12 protein-coding genes are annotated in these 13,910 nt (G+C 73.1%); 7 read left to right on the forward strand and 5 right to left on the reverse strand.

Annotated elements, in window-relative coordinates:
* Window positions 1-421 precede the first annotated feature (421 nt).
* Entirely contained in the window at window positions 422-2,224 is a 1,803-nt protein-coding gene (locus tag CO540_RS25290) for a glycoside hydrolase family 6 protein (protein WP_099163898.1), read from the forward strand.
* A 105-nt stretch (window positions 2,225-2,329) separates the two neighbouring features.
* Here CO540_RS25290 and CO540_RS25295 read toward each other — a convergent pair whose 3' ends face one another.
* The 5 genes from CO540_RS25295 to CO540_RS25315 form a co-directional block, all read right to left on the reverse strand.
* A complete protein-coding gene (locus tag CO540_RS25295) occupies window positions 2,330-2,713 on the reverse strand; it encodes a hypothetical protein (protein WP_091571392.1) in 384 nt (127 codons plus the stop codon).
* Window positions 2,714-2,799: 86 nt separating this feature from the next.
* Window positions 2,800-3,123, reverse strand: a complete 324-nt coding sequence (locus CO540_RS25300) for a hypothetical protein (RefSeq protein WP_091571396.1) — start codon at window positions 3,121-3,123, stop codon at window positions 2,800-2,802.
* Window positions 3,124-3,139: 16 nt separating this feature from the next.
* Entirely contained in the window at window positions 3,140-4,795 is a 1,656-nt protein-coding gene (locus CO540_RS25305; protein ID WP_098747084.1) for a sodium:solute symporter family protein, read from the reverse strand.
* Between the two features lie 138 nt (window positions 4,796-4,933).
* The gene (locus tag CO540_RS25310; RefSeq protein WP_099163899.1) at window positions 4,934-6,022 is read right to left on the reverse strand and encodes a hypothetical protein; all 1,089 of its coding nucleotides are present in this window, start codon (window positions 6,020-6,022) and stop codon (window positions 4,934-4,936) included.
* 13 nt (window positions 6,023-6,035) lie between these two features.
* Window positions 6,036-6,629: a hypothetical protein gene (locus CO540_RS25315; RefSeq protein WP_099163900.1), complete on the reverse strand. Its 594-nt coding sequence runs from the start codon at window positions 6,627-6,629 to the stop codon at window positions 6,036-6,038.
* Between the two features lie 303 nt (window positions 6,630-6,932).
* On the opposite strand from CO540_RS25315, the gene CO540_RS25320 reads away from it, so the two are divergent.
* The 6 genes from CO540_RS25320 (at window position 6,933) to CO540_RS25345 (ending at window position 13,751) form a co-directional block, all read left to right on the forward strand.
* Window positions 6,933-9,296, forward strand: coding sequence for a nitrate- and nitrite sensing domain-containing protein (locus tag CO540_RS25320; protein WP_099163901.1), 2,364 nt, complete (start codon window positions 6,933-6,935; stop codon window positions 9,294-9,296).
* Window positions 9,296-9,718 carry a roadblock/LC7 domain-containing protein gene (locus CO540_RS25325; RefSeq protein WP_091571415.1) on the forward strand — a complete coding sequence of 141 codons (423 nt, stop codon included), beginning with the start codon at window positions 9,296-9,298 and terminating at the stop codon, window positions 9,716-9,718. The genes CO540_RS25320 and CO540_RS25325 overlap by 1 nt, the downstream gene beginning before the upstream one ends.
* Window positions 9,708-10,097 carry a DUF742 domain-containing protein gene (locus CO540_RS25330; protein ID WP_091571419.1) on the forward strand — a complete coding sequence of 130 codons (390 nt, stop codon included), beginning with the start codon at window positions 9,708-9,710 and terminating at the stop codon, window positions 10,095-10,097. Before CO540_RS25325 ends, CO540_RS25330 begins: the two co-directional genes overlap by 11 nt.
* Window positions 10,078-10,680 carry an ATP/GTP-binding protein gene (locus CO540_RS25335; protein WP_091571424.1) on the forward strand — a complete coding sequence of 201 codons (603 nt, stop codon included), beginning with the start codon at window positions 10,078-10,080 and terminating at the stop codon, window positions 10,678-10,680. Before CO540_RS25330 ends, CO540_RS25335 begins: the two co-directional genes overlap by 20 nt.
* 103 nt (window positions 10,681-10,783) lie before the next feature.
* On the forward strand, window positions 10,784-11,818 hold the full coding sequence (locus CO540_RS25340; protein ID WP_172967933.1) for a lactonase family protein: 1,035 nt from the start codon (window positions 10,784-10,786) through the stop codon (window positions 11,816-11,818).
* A 178-nt stretch (window positions 11,819-11,996) separates the two neighbouring features.
* Window positions 11,997-13,751: a substrate-binding domain-containing protein gene (locus tag CO540_RS25345; protein ID WP_099163902.1), complete on the forward strand. Its 1,755-nt coding sequence runs from the start codon at window positions 11,997-11,999 to the stop codon at window positions 13,749-13,751.
* Window positions 13,752-13,910: the final 159 nt, after the last annotated feature.

Below are 13,910 nucleotides of genomic sequence, written 5' to 3' on the forward strand. Positions count from 1 at the left end.
GTTCCGCATTGCGGACAAGCTGGAGATCTTGGTACGGCGAGGCCCCTCTGGGGGCCGTGTCGTACCAAGATCTCGCCGCGCTAGCCGCGCGAGCCCGCGTGGGGCGGGAGGTCGGGGGTAGGGTCGGGGAGGCGTATCGAGGCATTGCCATGGAAGCGCTCCCATGCAAGAATCGCTGCACGCGGTTCGGGGAGCCACACCGCGAGCTGAGGCGTCGAGGGCAACCGGTCTCACCGGGCGACGTCGGGCTCCCATCGGCCGGTCCTGCGGACCGGTCGGCACCACCACCACCTCACGCCCGTCCGGGTCGGGCGTCCCCCGAAGAAACCCGTGGCGCGCACGGCCGTTCCCGCAGGACGACCGCCGCCGCCATTCCGCCGGGCCGTACGCGGATCCGGTCTCGCCCAAGGAGATCAGTGGCATGAATCTGTGGAGAAGGCTGTCCGGCCGAAGCCGGACGCTCGCGCTCACCGGCGCCGGCGTCCTCGTGGCCGGCGGGCTGGTGACCCTCCCGGTCACCGCGGCTCAGGCCGCCACCCAGTGCAGCGTGGACTACACCACCAGCGACTGGCCCGGTGGCTTCACCGCCACCGTGGTCATCAAGAACCTCGGTGACCCGGTCAGTTCCTGGAACCTCGGCTTCACCTTCCCGAACAGCTCGCAGCGCGTGCAGCAGGGCTGGTCGGCGAAGTGGTCGCAGACCGGCCAGAACGTCACCGCGCAGAACGAGTCCTACAACGGTTCGCTGGCCACCGGCGCCAGCACCAGCATTGGCTTCAACGGCGCGTGGAGCGGCAGCAACCCGAAGCCGACCCAGTTCACCCTGAACGGCACGGTCTGCAACGGCGGCACGCCGCCCACCACGACCCCGCCGACCACCACCCCGCCGACGACGACGCCGCCCACCACGACGCCGCCGACCACCACCCCGCCCACCACGACCCCGCCGACCACGACCCCGCCGGGGCAGAAGGTCGACAACCCGTACGCCGGGGTGAAGGGGTACGTGAACCCGGAGTGGAAGGCCAAGGCCGAGTCGGTCGCCGGTGGCAACCGGGTGTCGAACAACCCGACCGCGGTCTGGCTCGACCGGATCGCCGCCATCAACGGCACCACCGGTAGCAGCTCCAACGGCGCGATGGGGGTCCGTGACCACCTGGACGCCGCGCTCGCCCAGGGCGCCGGCTACATCCAGTTCGTCATCTACAACCTGCCCGGCCGGGACTGCTCCGCGCTGGCCTCCAACGGCGAGCTGGGCCCGGACGAGCTGCCGCGCTACAAGTCCGAGTACATCGACCCGATCGCCGCGATCCAGGGCGACGCGAAGTACAAGAACCTGCGCATCGTCAACATCATCGAGATCGACTCGCTGCCCAACCTGGTGACCAACACCTCGGGCAACCCGGGCGGCACCGCGATGTGCGACACGGTCAAGGCCAACGGCGCCTACGTCAACGGCGTCGGCTACGCGCTGGCGAAGCTCGGCGCGATCGGCAACGTCTACAACTACATCGACGCAGCGCACCACGGCTGGATCGGCTGGGACAGCAACTTCGGCCCGGTCGCCGACCAGCTCAAGGCCGCCGCCGTCGCGTCCGGCAGCACGGTGCGCAACGTGCACGGCTTCATCGTCAACACCGCCAACTACTCGGCGCTCAAGGAGCCGTACGTCAAGGTCACCGACTCGGTGAACGGCCAGACCGTGCGGCAGTCCAAGTGGATCGACTGGAACCAGTACGTCGACGAGCTGTCGTTCGCCCAGGCGTTCCGGCAGAAGCTGGTCTCGGTCGGCTTCGACAGCAACATCGGCATGCTGATCGACACCTCCCGCAACGGCTGGGGCGGCTCGGCGCGCCCGACCGGCCCTGGCCCGCTGACCAGCGTGGACGCGTACGTCGACGGGGGTCGGGTCGACCGCCGCTACCACACCGGCAACTGGTGCAACCAGGCCGGCGCGGGCCTCGGCGAGCGGCCGAAGGCCAACCCGGAGCCGGGCATCGACGCCTACGTGTGGGTGAAGCCCCCGGGTGAGTCGGACGGCTCCAGCAAGGAGATCCCGAACAACGAGGGCAAGGGCTTCGACCGGATGTGCGACCCGACGTACACCGGCAACGCCCGCAACGGGAACAACCTCTCCGGCGCCCTGCCGGACGCGCCGATCTCCGGCGCGTGGTTCCCGGCCCAGTTCGCGCAGCTGATGCAGAACGCCTACCCGGCGCTCTGAGTCACGCCGGACCACCCGCGGCGGCGGGAGTGAGGCACCGCCGCGCGGGTTCCCCGGGCCCCTGGTCGACGCCCACGTCGGCCAGGGGCCCCCGGCCGTCCGGGGTCAGGGGACCGTACGCTCGATCGCCGCCCGGCCCAGCTCGGCCAGGTCGTGGCGGGCCCGCTCCAGGTTCTCCGGGGTCATGTCCTGACCCCGGGCCCGCACCAGGTCCTCCGGTTCCCACGGCTGCTCCGCGCCGGTGCGGATGTTGTCCCCGCCGGCGCCCGTGCCGGTGCCGGTCGCACCGGTGCCGGCCGCGTAGGGGTCGCCGATGATGTCCGGCGCGCCGGTGTCGGCCACCGCGCCGTCCGGCTCGGTGAAGGTCGGGTTGTCCGGGTCGGTGCCGCCGGTACGCAGCTGCGGCACCGTGCTGTCGTCGTCCACCGCCGCCGCCACCTCGGGGGTCTCCTCCAGCGGCCGCTCGCCACCGCGGTCACGATCGGTCATGCTGCTGCCCTCCTGTCCCACTGCGTGATCCCCGGCGTACCCCGTGCGGGCCCGGCCATGCCGACCGGGCCCGACAGCCCGCCGGATCAGGACTCGTCCGGCCCGGGCTCCGGCGCCTCGGTCGGGCTCAGCCGCTGCCACAGCAGCATGAGCAGCCCGAAGACCAGCATCACCGCGCCGGCCCACAGGTTGATCCGGACGCCCTGCGCCTTGTCGATCTCGGCCGAGGAGTCGAAGAGTCCCATCAGCCCGACGATCAGGCCGTACACGACGAACAGCCCGCCGATCACCCGGCGGATGTCGAACAGCCGGGCCGCCGCCGAACGCGCCTCCCGGGCGTCCTCGGTCTCGTCGACCAGCGGGTCGTGGGCCTCGCCGCCCTGGTAGTGGCGGTCCTCGTTGTCTGCCATGGCGTGGGTCCCTTCCTCAGAAGACCGGGATGTAGAAGAGGGCGGCCAGGATCACGGCGACGACGCCGAGCAGCACCGGCGAGCGGTACCAGGCCGCGTCGCCGGCCAGCGAGTCGTCGGCCAGCGTGGTGTCGCTGCGGCCGTACACCAGCCCGGTCAGCTCGCTGTCGGTCTTCGGCCGGGTCAGCGGCGTGACGATCGCGGCCACCACCGCGACGGTCACGAAGGCCAGGCCCGCGCCCCAGAAGCTCTCCTCCAGGTCCGAGTTGAAGCTGATCACGCCGGTCTTGTAGAGCACGTAGGTGGCGATCGCCACCACCGTGCCGGACAGCAGCGACCAGAAGCCGGCCAGCGCGCTCATCCGCCGCCAGAACATGCCGATGATGAACGTGCCGAAGAGCGGGGCGTTGAAGACCGAGAAGAGCGCCTGGATGTAGTTCATGATGTTGCTGAAGCCGGCCGCGATGAACGCGGTGCCGATGCCGACCACCACGGCCACGACGGTGGCGATCCGGCCCACCTTCACGTAGTACCCGTCCGGCCGGTCCCGTCGGAAGTACGCCTGCCAGATGTCGTACGTGAAGACGGTGTTGAAGCCGCTGACGTTGGCCGCCATGCCGGCCATGAACGAGGCCACCAGGCCGGTGACCGCGATGCCGAGCACGCCGTTGGGCAGCAGGTCGCGCATGAGCAGCGGGATGGCGTTGTTGTAGACCAGGTCGCCCTGGTCGGCGCCCAGTCCCTTGACCGTGATCAGGGCGATCAGGCCGGGGATCACGGTGACCACCGGGATGAGCAGCTTCGGGTACGCCGCGATGATCGGGGTACGCCGGGCGGCGCTCATGTTGCGCGCCGACAGCGCGCGCTGCACCTCGGCGAAGTTGGTGGTCCAGTAGCCGAAGGAGAGCACGAAACCGAGGCCGAAGACGATGCCCAGCCAGTGCGCGCCGAGGGGGTTGTCGGTGCTGCCGGTGCCCTGCCAGGCGTGCAGGCCGGCCTCTCCGAGCTTGGACTCCCGTACCGCGTCCATCAGCCCGTTCACGCCGCCGACCTTGACCAGGCCGATCACCGTGATCGGCACCAGGCCGGCGATGATCACGAAGAACTGGAGCACCTCGTTGTAGATCGCGCCGGAGAGGCCGCCGACAGTGATGTACGCCAGCACGATCACCGCGCCGACCACGATCGCGACCCAGAGCGGCCAACCCAGCAGCGCCTGCATGATCAGCGCCAACGCGTAGAGGTTCACGCCCGCGATCAGCACCTGGGCGACCGCGAAGCTGATCGCGTTGAGCAGGTGGGTGGGGCGGTTGAAGCGCAGCCGCAGGTACTCCGGGACGCTGCGGACCTTCGAGCCGTAGTAGAAGGGCATCATCACGATGCCGAGGAAGACCATCGCCGGCACGGCGCCGATCCAGTAGTAGTGGACCGTCATGATGCCGTACTGGGCGCCGTTGGCGGCCATGCCGATGATCTCCAGCGCGCCCAGGTTCGCCGAGACGAACGCCAGGCCGGTGACCCAGGCGGGCAACGACCGCCCGGACAGGAAGAAGTCCACGCTGGTCTTGATGGCGCGGCGGGCGGCGAAGCCGACCCCCAGCACCGTGACGAAGTAGAGCGCCAGGATCAGGTAGTCCAGGGCGTTCATGTTCAACCGTAGGCCGCTGCCCATGCCCGTTGCTCCCCTCGTGTGGGTGCGTGCTGCGCCGGCAGGTACCCCGATTGCGAAATTTCATGCCTCCTGCGTGGTCCGTCGGGCACGACGGAGCCCCGGCCGTCGGCGGCCGGGGCTCCGGGGCAGGTCAGGGCCTCAGCGGCCCAGCACGCGGTCCAGGAAGTCGCGGTAGCCGCGCACGGCCACCCGGAGCTGCTCGGTGTCGGTCGAGCCGGACTCCTGCCAGGCGCCGAGCCGGGTGCGCTGCTCCCGCAACGCCGTGGCCAGCGCCTCGATCGCCTCCTCGACCAGTGACTCGGCCTCGCCGACCGCGGCGCGCGGGTCGTCCACGAAGCGCAGCTGGACGTCGCGCCAGCGGTCCCGGAAGCCCTGCGCGGCCTCCGGGGCGAACAGCGTCGCCGCGTCCGCCGGCACCGCGCCCGGCGTGGGCCGGTCCGCGCCGGCCAGCGCCGCGCCCGAGCCGGCCGCGCCGACCGCCGCCGCGCCCGCCGCCGTGGCGGTGTCCGGGTCGACGGTGTGGTGCCGCCCGCCGTCCGCGTCCGCGGGCACCGGCTCGCTGTCCGGGTCGACCAGACCGGGCTCGGCGCTGCCGTACCCGACCGCGCCGTCCGCCGGCGCGCCGTCCCGGACCACCCCGTCGGTGGACCGGTCGTCGCGGACCGCGTCGGCGCCCGGGCCGGCGTCGGAGTGCTCCGCCTCCCAGCGGTCCCGGTCGTGCAGCCGGTCCCCGGCGGTCGGGTCGGCCCGCTCGTCGTCCAGCGGCTCGGTGCGGCCCGGCGCGCCGTCACCCGGAACGGCGGTGTCCTCGTCGCGCGCGTCCCGCTCGTCCTGCGGCCGGCCGCTCGCCAGCGCCGACGCGGCCACCGCGTCGCCCACCGAGGCCGCCCCGAACGTGGTCGGCAGCGGCGCCGGCTCGTGGAACTCCGGCCGGCCGTCGTCGTCGCGCGTGGTGTCGGTGTCGTCCGTCCGGTCGGCCGCGTCCCGCAGCTCCCCGGCGTCGTACCCGCGGGTCTCGTCGAGGTCCGCGTCCCGCCGGTCGGTCACGGCCGGGTCGTCGAAGGTGCCCCGGTCGTCGAGCGCGTCCTCGGGCACGTCGGCCCGGTCCGCGCGGTCGGCCCCCGGCCGGTCGGCGTCGGTGTGGTCACCCGGCGGGGGGACCGGCACCGGCGCGGACCGTACGGCCTCGGGGTGGTCCTGTGTGACCTGCTGCTCTTCCTGGCGCATGGCGGCGGCCTCCTCAGCGGCTCGTGGCGTCGTGCTCGTGGTCGGGGTGGCGCTGCTCCGGCGGCTGCTGGCCGACCGGGTCCTCGCCGAGCAGGTCGGCGAAGAGGGCCCGGTAGTGCACCAGCGCCTGCCGGAGGTCCTCGGTGCCGGCCTCGCCGCGCTCGTTGCGCTGCCGGATCTCGTGGGCGTCGCGGTAGTGGGTCAGGGTGCGGGCGTGCTCGACGGAGAGGTGGGCGATCTGGTCCGAGAAGTCCCCGGTGGGGTATCCGCGCTCGGCGATCAGGCGGCCGACCAGTTCGTCGGCGTCGCCGACGGTCTCCGCCGGCGAGTCGACGAAGCGCACCTGGAGGTCCTCCCAGGCGGCGGCGTACCGGGCCCGGGACTCCGGGCTCAGCGGGGTCAGCTCCAGCTCGGCGTGCCGGCGCTCGCGCTCGCGCAGCTCACGCTCGGCGGCGCCCCGGCTGTCCTGCTCGGCGACGGCCCGGTCGTACTCCGGGCCGAAGCGCTGCTTGAGGGCCCGCCGGCGGTTGGCGACCACGGCGAGCGCGACCAGCGCGGCGATGACGGCGACGACGATGACTATGACGACTACCTGGGTGGGCGACATGGCTCCTCCTTCGCCCGCAGGTATTCCCTCCTGCGGGTGATCGCCAATCCCGTTCCGGAGCACTTTCCGCCGCGGTCCGCGGGAGCCGGCGGTTCGGCGACGCCCTAACGGCCCGCGGCCGGAGTCCATCGGTGTCCGGCGTGACCGTTCCGGACCGTAGTGAGCGGCGAGACGGCCGGTAGTGCATCCGTCCGGGATTACGTATCCTGCCCAAGGCGTCCGGGTCGGGGCCCGGCGTCGTGGCCGGCGATCTGGCGGCCGCTGCCGGCGCCACCCAGCGACACCTTCCCGGGCGAGGTCTGATTGAACACCCGCGACTGGCCGATCCGCGCCAAGCTGACCGCGCTGGTCATCGGCCCGGTGACCGGGCTGCTGGCGCTGTGGATCTTCGCCACCACGCTCACCTTCGGCCCCGCCCTCGACCTGCTCGCCGCGCGTACCCTCCTCTACGACCTCGGCCGCCCGGGCGAGACCGTGGTCGCCGAGCTGCAACGGGAACGGCGGCTCTCGGTGGTCCAGCTCGCCGGTGACGCCGCCCTGCCGGAGCTGGGCGAGCAGCGGGCCCGCACCGACCGGGCGGTGGCCGAGCTGCGCCGCCGGCTCGACGGCGAGGACCTGCGCGACGCGGCCGACGACCAGCTCGACGCCCGGCTCGACCAGCTGGGCTCGGCGCTGGAGGCGCTGCCCGCGGGGCGGGCCTTCATCGACGACCGCAAGGTGGACCGGGCCGGCGCCGTCGGCCTCTACAGCGGGATGGTCGGTTCCGCCTTCCAGGCGTTCTCCGCCATGGCCGCGCTGCCCGACGTGCAGCTCAACCGGGAGGCGTCGGCGCTCACCGCGCTGGGCCGCTCCCGCGAGCTGCTGGGCCAGGCCGACGCGCTGCTCGCCGGCGCGGTCACGGCCGGCCGGTACGCCGAGGGCGAGCACGAGCAGCTCGTGCGCACCGTCGAGAACCAGCGCTTCCTGGCCGAGAACGCGGTCGCCGACCTGCCGCCCGACGAGCGCGCCGGCTACCAGCGGCTGACCGAGGGCCCGGGCTTCCTCCGGCTGCGCGCCCTGCAGGACACCCTGATCCGCTCCGCCGAGCTGCCCGCCCGGTTCGACGTCCGGGCCTGGGAGAGCAGCCACACCGAGGTCTGGCAGGGACTGCGGGACTTCGAGCTGCGCGGTGCGGACAGCCTGGCCGAACGGTCGGTGCCGATGGCCGTGCGCATCCTGGTCCAGCTGGCCGCCGCCGGGGTGCTGGGCCTGGTGGCCGTCGTGGTCTGCGTCCTGGTGGTGCTGCGGGTCGGCCGGTCGCTGGCGCACCGGCTGACCGGCGTGCGGGGCGCCGCGACCGACATGGCCGAGCGGCGGCTGCCCGACGTGGTCGCCCGACTGCGCCGGGGCGAGGAGGTCGACGTCGACCGGGAGGCCCCCGAACTCGACCACGGCGGCGACGAGATCGGCCAGGTGGCGCGCGCCTTCAACGAGGTGCGGCGGACCGCGGTGCGGGCCGCGGTGGACGAGGTCACCCTGCGCCGCGGGTTCAACGAGGTCATCCTCAACCTGGCCCGCCGCAGCCAGGGCCTGGTGCACCGGCAGTTGGCGCTGCTGGACCGGCTGGAGCGCCGCACCGAGGACCCGGACGAGCTGGCCGGGCTGTTCCAGGTCGACCACCTGGCCACCCGGCTGCGCCGGCACGCCGAGGACCTGGTCATCCTCGCCGGCGCCGCGCCCGGACGCGGCTGGCGCCGCCCGGTCGCCGCGGTGGACGTGATGCGCGGGGCGATCTCCGAGGTCGAGGCGTACGACCGGGTCGACGTGGGCGAGGTGCAGTCCGCCGGGGTCCTCGGCCGGGCCGTCGGTGACGTGATCCACCTGCTCGCCGAGCTGATCGAGAACGCCACCGCGTTCTCCCCGCCCGGCACCCGGGTGGACGTCACCGGCCGGACCGTCCCGGGCGGTTACGCCATCGAGATCACCGACCGGGGCCTGGGCATGTCACCGCCGGCGCTGGCGGCGGCCAACCGCAAACTGGCCGCGCCACCGGAGTTCGACCCGGCCGACAGCGCCCGGCTGGGCCTGTTCGTGGTGGCCCGGCTGGCCGCCCGGCACGGGGTCCGGGTGGAGCTGCGACCGGCCGGGCCGGCCGGCACGACCGCCTCGGTGCTCGTCCCCTCCGATCTGATCACCGACGAGCCGCCGGTCGGCGCGGACGCCACGCCGGCCGGGCCGGAGCGGCGGCGGATGGCGAAGGTGACCCGGCTGACCACGGTGCCGCGGGGGCGGCCGGGCCGGCCGAACCGGGACCGATCCGAGCCGACCGTGGTGCCGTTGCCGACGGCCCGCGCGTCGACCGTGGAACCGCCGGCCGACGGCGACGGGCTGCCCCGCCGGGTGCGCCGACGCGGGCCGACGGCGCGTCCCCGGGCGGCCGTCGCCGACGTGCCGGCCCACCGGACGCCGGAGGAGGCCCGCCGGGCCATGTCCGCGTTGCAGGCGGGCACCGCCCGGGGGCGTCGGGACGGCTCCCGCGCCACCGGCGGCCCGTCCGCCACCCGGCTGCGGGACGCGTCCGCCGCCGAGCCGGCCGAGACCGGTACGCCGTCCACCGCGCCGGAGCCGGCGGCGGAGCCCTCTTCGCCGGCGCCGGACCATCGAACCGCGACTGAGAGGGACGCCTAGTGGTGCACACGACGCGGCAGAACGCCGATCTCGACTGGCTGCTCGACGACCTGGTGGAACGGGTCCCCGCCGCCCGCCAGGCGGTGGTCCTCTCCGCGGACGGGCTGCTGCTCGGCGCCTCCGCCGACCAGGACCGCGCCGACGCGGAGCACCTCTGCGCGCTGGCGTCCGGCTTCTCCGGCCTGGCCAAGGGGGCCACCCGGCACCTGGGCGGCGGCGCGGTCCGCCAGACGGTGGTGGAGATGGAGTCGGCGTACCTGTTCGTCACGGCCGCCGGGCAGGGCGCCTGCCTCGCCGTGGCCAGCGACGCCGACGCCGACATCGGCCTGGTGGCGTACGAGATGGCGATGCTGGTGATCCGCGTCGGGGAGAATCTGGCCGCACCGGCCCGGGCCGTGGGGGAGCCGACCGATGCGCGCTGAGTCCCCGGGCCCCCAGCACGAGTGGCTGGACGCCGACGCGGGCCCGGTGGTCCGCCCGTACACGCTCACCGGTGGGCGGGTGCGCCCCCCGGTCGACGGCTTCGACCTGCTGGCCTTCGTGCTGACCACGCCGGCGGCCGAGCCGGCCGGCGCGCCCGGTCTCCAGCCGGAGCACCGCCGCCTGGTCGAGCTGGCCCGGCGGCCGAAGGCCGTCGCCGATCTCGCCGCCGACCTGGACCTCGCCGTCGGCGTGGTCCGGGTGCTGCTCGGCGACCTCCTCGCCCACGGGTTCGTCGCGGTGCACCGTCCCCCGGCCACCGCGTACCTGCCCGACGACAACATCCTCAAGGCGGTGGTCAGTGGACTCCGTGCGCTTTGACCGGGAGCCGGCCGCGTCGCGGTTGCCGCTGGCCCTGAAGATCCTCATCGCCGGCGGCTTCGGCGCCGGCAAGACGACGCTGGTCAGCGCGTTGAGCGAGGTGCGGCCGCTGCAGACCGAGGAGGTGCTGACCGGGGCGGGTCTCGGCACCGACGACGTCTCCGGGGTGGAGCAGAAGTCCACCACCACCGTGGCCATGGACTTCGGCCGGATCACCATCAACGACGACCTCCAGGTCTATCTGTTCGGCACCCCGGGGCAGGACCGGTTCTGGTTCCTCTGGGACGAGCTGGCCTTCGGGGCGCTGGGCGCGGTGGTGCTCGCCGACACCCGCCGGCTGGCCGACTGCTTTCCCTCGATCGACTACTTCGAGCAGCGGGGCGTGCCCTTCGTGGTGGGGGTGAACTGCTTCGAGGGCTCCCGGCGGTTCGGGCTGGAGGCGGTGCGGGACGCCCTGGACCTCGATCCGGACGTTCCGCTGGTGCTCTGCGACGCCCGGGACCGGCAGTCCGGCAAGCTGGTGCTGATCTCGCTGGTCGAGCACGTCGCGCGGCAGCGCGGCGAGCCGGTGCCGGTGGGCTGAGCGCCGCCCCGTCCTGGATCCGGTCCGCGAATCACGAGTGACCGGGCGGTTCTCCGGGAAGCCTCTGGTGGGATCGCGGCAGGATCGGCGGAAGGTGGGAGCGGTGACCGGCACGGGCGAGGTCGTCCACATCGGCGGCTACACGGCGGAGGCGGGGGGACGGGCGGAGGGGATCGTCGCGGCGCGGCGGGACCCGGCGACCGGGGCGCTGACCCCGCTCGGCACGGCGGCGGTCACCCCGTCGCCGTCGTTCCTCGTCCGGCATCCGGTGCTTCCGGTGCTCTACGCGGTCAACGAGTTGTCCGAGGGGCGGCTGAGCGCCTTCCGGGTGGCGCCGGACGGCGACCTCGCGCCGCTGGGCGTCCTCCCGACCGGCGGTGGCGAGCCGTGCCACCTCGCGGTGGCGCCGGACGGCCGGCACGTCTTCGTGGCCAACTACGGCGGCGGCAGTGTGGCGGTGTTCCCGGTGGACGCCGAGGGCGTGCCGGGGGAGCGCACCGACCTGGTCCGGCACGAGGGGCACGGCGCCGACCCGGAGCGGCAGGAGAAGGCCCACTGCCACATGGTCTCGCCCGACCCGGGGGACGGGCCCCTGCTCGCCGTCGACCTGGGCACCGACTCGGTCTACCGGTACGACCTCGACGTCGCCTCCGGGCGGCTGGTGCCCCGGGCGCCCCGGTTGCGGACGCCGGCCGGCACCGGCCCCCGGCACCTGGCCCGGCACCCGGACGGCCGCCGGGCCTGGCTGGTCGGTGAGCTGGACGCCACGGTGACCGCGTACGACCTGACGGCGGAGGGGTTGCACCAGCGGGTCCGGGTCGACGCCAGCGGCCGGACCGGGCACGTGCAGCCCTCGGAGGTGGCCGTCGGACCGGACGGCCGCTTCCTCTACGTGGGCAACCGCGGCGTGGGCACGGTCTCCGTCTTCGCGCTGGACGGCGCCGCGCCGGAGCTGGTGGCCGAGGTCGACACCGACGGTGGGTGGCCCCGGCACTTCGCCCTGGCCGGGGAGCACCTCTACGTCGCCGACGAGCGGGCCGACCTGATCGGCGTCTTCCGGGTGGACCCGGGCAGCGGCGTGCCGGAGCGGGTCGGTGAGCCGGTTCCGGTGGCGAGTCCGACGTGCGTGCTGGTGTGACGGAACGGTGACGGACAGCACTGTCCGGAGTGGACCGGAATCACCTGGGATCACTGGCTCGTGACTCAGTGTATCGATTAGGTGATCAACTGTTTCTCCTGCGTAACTTTCGTCCGAACGGTTGTGGCAGTAACCCCACGAGATACGCAAGATGGTCACCGTGTCTGGCCGCCATCGCATGCGTACTAACCTTCGTGGGGCAGGTGCCGCCGCGGCGGCGACCGCTCTCGTCGCCGTCGTAGCCGGCTCCTGGTTCGGATACCAGCAGCTGGCCGGCCCGAACTGCTCGGGTCGGATCGAGCTGTCGGTGTCGGCCGCCCCGGAGATCGCCCCGGCGGTACGCGGCGCTGCCGACGACTGGGTCGCCAACGGCGCCCGGGTCGGTGACACCTGCATCGCCGTCAACGTCACCTCGGCCGATCCGGTCGACGTGGCCGCCGCCGTGGCGAGCAAGCACGGCGCCACCCTGGCCGGCGTCGGCCAGGCCAGCGGCACCGCTGTCACCCCTGACGTCTGGGTGCCCGACTCCTCCACCTGGCTGGTCCGGCTGAAGAGCGGCGGCGCCACCGCGTTCGCGCCGGGCAACGGCGCCTCGATCGCCCGCAGCCCGGTGGTGGTCGCGCTGCCCGAACCGGTGGCCTCTCGTCTCGGCTGGCCGGACAGGGACCTCCGCTGGACCGACCTGCTGAGCCAGGTCACCAGCGGCAAGCCGTTGCGCGCCGGGATCGTCGAGCCGACCCAGGACGCGGCCGGCCTGTCCGGCCTGCTGTCGCTGACCGCCGCCGCCAGCTCCACCGGTGAGGCCGGTTCCCCGAAGGCCCAGGAGGCCATGGTCGGGGCACTGCGGGCGCTGGCCACCAACCGCTCCTCGCTGCGGCAGGACCTCCTCGCGCGGTTCCCGCGCTCGTCCGACCCCACGGCCATCGCCAACGGGCTGGGCGCGGCGGCGCTGTCCGAGGAAGACGTCATCGCCTACAACAACACCAAGCCGCCGATCTCGCTGGCCGCGCTCTATCTCAAGCCGGACCCGATCGCGTTGGACTACCCGTTCGCGGTGCTGCCCGGCATCGAGCCGAGCAAGGCGTCGGCCGCGCGGGTGCTCTACGAGGCCCTGCGCTCCGGTGACTTCAAGGACCGGCTCGCCGCGCAGTCGCTGCGCGCGCCCGACGGCAACTGGGGTAACGGGTTCAAGGCGCCGCAGGGGGCGCCAAGCCCGGCGAACGGCGGGGCGACTCCCGTCCCGGCGTCCGGCCAGGGCGGGGCTGCCGACCTGGACCCGGTCGCCATCCAGAAGGCGACCACCACCTGGTCGGTGGCTACCCAGTCGGGCCGCATGCTCTGCGTCATCGACGTCTCCGGCTCGATGAAGAGGCCCGTGGCGACCGCGGGTGGCGCCAGCCGAGAGCAGGTCACCGTCGCCGCCGCGAGCCAGGGCCTCGGACTCTTCGACGACTCCTGGTCGATCGGCCTGTGGACCTTCTCCACGAACCTGAACGGTTCGCAGGACTATCGCGAGATCGTCGGGATCAAGCCGCTGTCGAGCAACCGTGGGGCGCTCCAGCAGGGTCTGGGGTCGATCCGTCCGTCAGACGGCGACACCGGCCTCTACGACACCATGTTGGCCGCGTACAAAAAGGTCCAGCAGGACTGGGAGCCGGGCAAGGTCAACTCGATCGTGCTGTTCACCGACGGCAAGAACGACGACGACAATGGCATCTCGCAGAAGGCGTTGCTCGATCAGCTGAAGAAGCTGCAGGACGACGAGCAGCCGGTTCAGGTGATCATCATCGGCATCGGCAACGAGGTCAGCCTCGCCGAGCTCAAGTCGATCACGAATGTGACCAAGGGTGGCGCGTTCGTGACCACCGACCCGAGCAAGATCGGTGAGATCTTCCTGCAGGCGATCGCGTTGCGGCCGCCCGCTCCGCGCTGACCCGACACTCAGCGATAGCCTTCCGCCGTACCGGATTTCCGGTACGGCGGAAGGCTTCCCGGGTCAAGCACGGGAAAGTGAACTGACGGTAATGTGTCCGAATCAATCGGTAACCATAATTGTCTTGGCATGATGACCGGGTGCCCCGACCGCAGGCTC

It is taken from the genome of Micromonospora sp. WMMA2032, from assembly GCF_002688545.1.
Lineage (GTDB): Bacteria > Actinomycetota > Actinomycetes > Mycobacteriales > Micromonosporaceae > Micromonospora > Micromonospora sediminicola.

Bases quoted from the DNA above. Each gene is read 5' to 3' on its own strand.
- CO540_RS25290 (WP_099163898.1), top strand. From the start codon at position 422: ATGAATCTGTGGAGAAGGCTGTCCGGCCGAAGCCGGACGCTCGCGCTC.
- CO540_RS25295 (WP_091571392.1), bottom strand. From the start codon at position 2,713: ATGACCGATCGTGACCGCGGTGGCGAGCGGCCGCTGGAGGAGACCCCC.
- CO540_RS25300 (WP_091571396.1), bottom strand. From the start codon at position 3,123: ATGGCAGACAACGAGGACCGCCACTACCAGGGCGGCGAGGCCCACGAC.
- CO540_RS25305 (WP_098747084.1), bottom strand. From the start codon at position 4,795: ATGGGCAGCGGCCTACGGTTGAACATGAACGCCCTGGACTACCTGATC.
- CO540_RS25310 (WP_099163899.1), bottom strand. From the start codon at position 6,022: ATGCGCCAGGAAGAGCAGCAGGTCACACAGGACCACCCCGAGGCCGTA.
- CO540_RS25315 (WP_099163900.1), bottom strand. From the start codon at position 6,629: ATGTCGCCCACCCAGGTAGTCGTCATAGTCATCGTCGTCGCCGTCATC.
- CO540_RS25330 (WP_091571419.1), top strand. From the start codon at position 9,708: ATGCGCGCTGAGTCCCCGGGCCCCCAGCACGAGTGGCTGGACGCCGAC.
- CO540_RS25345 (WP_099163902.1), top strand. From the start codon at position 11,997: ATGCGTACTAACCTTCGTGGGGCAGGTGCCGCCGCGGCGGCGACCGCT.